Genomic DNA, 340 nt, shown 5'->3' on the forward strand with positions numbered 1-340 from the left:
CGAACCAGCTTCATCTTCTGGATACTGAAATACCGAAATAAAGCCATACCCTTCCCACAATGCTAATTTGATAGTTTGAATATCACTCACATTTCGCATACGAAGTTCCGAAATTAAATATTCCACCGTAATTCTCGCTTTTTTCAAATTGCTATAATCAATGGAACCATTATGTATAAGAATATTAGGTGCTGGCTCTAAAAAGCGTCTCCATCTGTCCCATTCCAAGATTAAGACTGAGCTTATAATGTGAAGTACAACGAGTATGAACGTTGTAATCATCGAGCCGAGTGATCCCACTTTTTCATCAGATAATGCGTTAGAAATATTCCCGCCAAGC

1 protein-coding gene is annotated in these 340 nt (G+C 37.9%); it reads right to left on the reverse strand.

The window, feature by feature from the left end; all coding sequences use genetic code 11:
* Window positions 1–340: DUF421 domain-containing protein (locus KVT31_RS29420; RefSeq protein ID WP_217613711.1), on the reverse strand; the 340-nt coding region annotated here is incomplete at both ends.

Source organism: Bacillus sp. GbtcB14 (genome assembly GCF_019091205.1).
Lineage (GTDB): Bacteria > Bacillota > Bacilli > Bacillales > Bacillaceae_G > Bacillus_A > Bacillus_A cereus_AG.